Genomic DNA, 2,983 nt, shown 5'->3' on the forward strand with positions numbered 1-2,983 from the left:
TGTTGAAGCATGATCTTTCCGAAAACCGCTTCGCACTTTTCGGGATCATGCTTTAGTTCCAGGTGTACTTCATCGTGCCCAGCACCGTGCGGCCATTGCCGAGGCCGCAATAGGGAAGCCCGGTCAGGCAGGACGCAACGTAGAAATGGTCGGTCAGATTGGTCACGTTGACCTGTGCCTTCCATCCCTTCAGGTCCGGCCGCAGATAGGCGAAGTCGTAGCTGACCGACGCATCGAGCAAGGAATAGGAGGGAATGACAAAGGTGTTGAAGTTGTCGCCGTAGGTCTCGCCGACATAGCGCACGCCGAGGCCGAGCCCAAGGCCCGCGAGCGCGCCGTCATACCAGGTATACTTGCCCCAGACCGCGACCTGGTCCTGCGCCGTGTTCATCATGTACTTGCCGGCATAGCCGGCAATGCTCGTCGTCACCCGCGGATCGAGATGGGTGTATCCCGCCGTGATCTCGAGCTCGCGCGTGAGATTGCCCTTCAGCTCGAGCTCGAAGCCGCGGACGCGCACGGCATCGGTCTGCACGTTGAACAGCGGATTGAGGGGATCGGCCGTCAGCACGTCCTGCTGACGGATATCGAACGCCGCCGCCGTCGCCATGAAGTTCGAGCCGTTCGGCTTGAACTTGACGCCGACCTCCGCGCCCTCGCCCGTCGTCGGCCTGAACGACCGGCCGGCGCTGTCGGCGCCGAGATTCGGTGTGAACGAGGTCCCGTAGCTGACATAGGGCGCGAGGCCGATATCGAACAGGTAGCTCAGGCCGATGCGCCCGGTTTGCGCCGAGTCGTCGCGCGAATAATGCCCGGCGGGCGGATAGAACGCCATGCTGGTGAAGCCGGAGCTGACCCAGTCCTGGCGCCCGCTCATGGTCAACGTCCAGCGATCGAGCTTGATCTGATCCTGCAGATAGGCGCCGAGCTGCGACTGCCTGTCGTCGCGAAGAATGAACGGCACCAGCGAGCTGGCTGACGGAACGGCGGTGCCGTAGACCGGACTATAGGCATCGATCGGCGCAATCGGCGTGGTGCGATAGTCGGTATTCGCCCACAGATCGAAGTAGTCGACACCGGCCAGCACCTTGTGGACCAGCGGCCCGGTCGCGAAATCCGCCTGCAGCTGATTGTCGAGCGCGACATTGGCGGCATTGGCCTTGACGTAGTTGTAGCTGCGCGCGACCAGACGATCCGTCACCATGCCCTCGGTCCGCACCGATGCGAGGTCGTTGCTGACCTGGGTGTAGCGCAGGTTTTGCCGGAACTGGAAGATGTTGTCGAAGCGATGCTCGAACGCGTAGCCAACCGCGAACTGCTCGAGATGATAGCCATCCAGCCCGGGCTCGCCGAGGTAACGACTGTAGGGAATATGTCCGTTGGGGTTGGGCAGGAAGGACACCTGTCCCGGGACGTATTGCTGGTAACCCTTGTTGTCGACCTTCTGGTACTGCGAGAGCACGGTGAAGCTGGTGTCGTAGGTCGGCCGCCAGGTGAAGCTCGGCGCGATGAACAGCTTGTTGTCCTGAACGAAGTCGGTCTGGCTGTTGCTGTCGCGGCCAAGGCCGACGATGCGGTAGAGGAACCGGCCGTCCTTGTCGGCCGGACCACCGATATCGAAGGCGCCCTGGAAGCGATCGAACGAGCCGAACGTGCCCTCGAACTCGTAATGCGGCGTCTCGGTGGGCCGCTTGCTGACCAGGTTCAACAAGCCGCCCGGATCGGACTGTCCATACAGGCCGGATGACGGGCCCTTCAGGACCTCGATCCGCTCGAGACCATAGGTCTCGATGCGCGGGACCGCGAAGGTCGTGGTGTCGGTCGGCAGCCGCAGCCCGTCGAGATAACGCGGCGCGGTGAAGCCCCGCAACTTGAACTCGTCGAAGAACGCGTTGGCGCCAAAACTTTCGATCGTCACGCCGGGCGTGTAGCGCAGCGCTTCGGTGATGTTCTGCGCACCCTGTGCCTGGATCTGATCCTGGGTGACGATCGAGATCGACTGCGGCGTCGTCAGCACCGGGCTGTCGGTCTTGGTTGCCGTGACGCTCTGGCTGGCGAGATAGCCGGTGACCGGCCCGTTGCCGCGCTCTCCGCCGCCACTCGCCCCCGGTGCTGGAACGTTCTGCGCGGGCGCCCGGTTCGCGATCGATCGCGGCGTCGTGCGTGCAGGACGCGCCGCGCGTCGCGCCGGCTGCGTTCGTCGCGCCTGCTGCTGTTGTTTCGGCGCTTCGACCGTCACCGGCGGCAGCGCCGATTGCGCAACGCTTTCACGCGGCATCACCACACTCAGCACGAACAAACCGCTGCCGGCCATGTACCCGGCCGCCAGCGCAGTGCGACGAAACATCCGACCCCCGTCAACTCACATCGCCTTCATCTTCGCCGTCACTAACACGATGAAAGACGTATGCAGCCGATCGGTGATTAGAACACGTCCAGTGTTGGGCTTATCGCCGATGGTGTTGCGAACTCGCAACGTGAACGCAGCGATACTGCGTCAATGCGCCTCAGATTTTTCGAGCACTTCTAAGGACGATTCTAAACTGCGTTTCGCTCCGCGATACTTCGAGTCGCTTCCGCGCACAGCGATCGAACGACGCCGCGCGCGGAAGCGATGATCGCAGTTGCGGTGCTCTCGCCGAGCCGAGCCTCAGACTTCGGTGACGTGCTCCGGATCGGCGGATGCGAGCGCCGCGGCACGCTCGGCGCGCGGCGGATAGATCCAGACGGTGTTGATCTCCCGCTTGGTCTTCTTGGCGACGTCGCCGACCATCTCGACCTTGCGCTCCCAGCCGCGGGTGAACAGCGCGCCGGCCTCGCCGAGGTCGAGGCAAGTGACATAGGCCTTCTGGTGATAAGGCTTGGTCGGGACACCGAGCAGCTCGGCCGCGGCGTTGTTACCGGCAAAGGCGCCCATCCGCGTCGCGTGCTGGCACGACATCAGCGCGTAATTGCCGACATCGTCGCAAGCGGCACGCGCCGC

At 63.5% G+C, this 2,983-nt stretch carries 1 protein-coding gene and 1 pseudogene; both read right to left on the minus strand.

Features of this window, described 5'->3' with window-relative positions; translation table 11 throughout:
* Window positions 1-52 precede the first annotated feature (52 nt).
* Complete coding sequence (locus AKL29_RS10855; protein WP_082190556.1) at window positions 53-2,314, minus strand: TonB-dependent siderophore receptor; 2,262 nt, start codon at window positions 2,312-2,314, stop codon at window positions 53-55.
* A gap of 336 nt (window positions 2,315-2,650) precedes the next feature.
* Window positions 2,651-2,983: pseudogene (locus tag AKL29_RS44655) on the minus strand (NAD(P)/FAD-dependent oxidoreductase); the annotation flags it as partial.

It is taken from the genome of Bradyrhizobium pachyrhizi (genome assembly GCF_001189245.1).
Classification (GTDB): Bacteria; Pseudomonadota; Alphaproteobacteria; order Rhizobiales; family Xanthobacteraceae; genus Bradyrhizobium; species Bradyrhizobium pachyrhizi.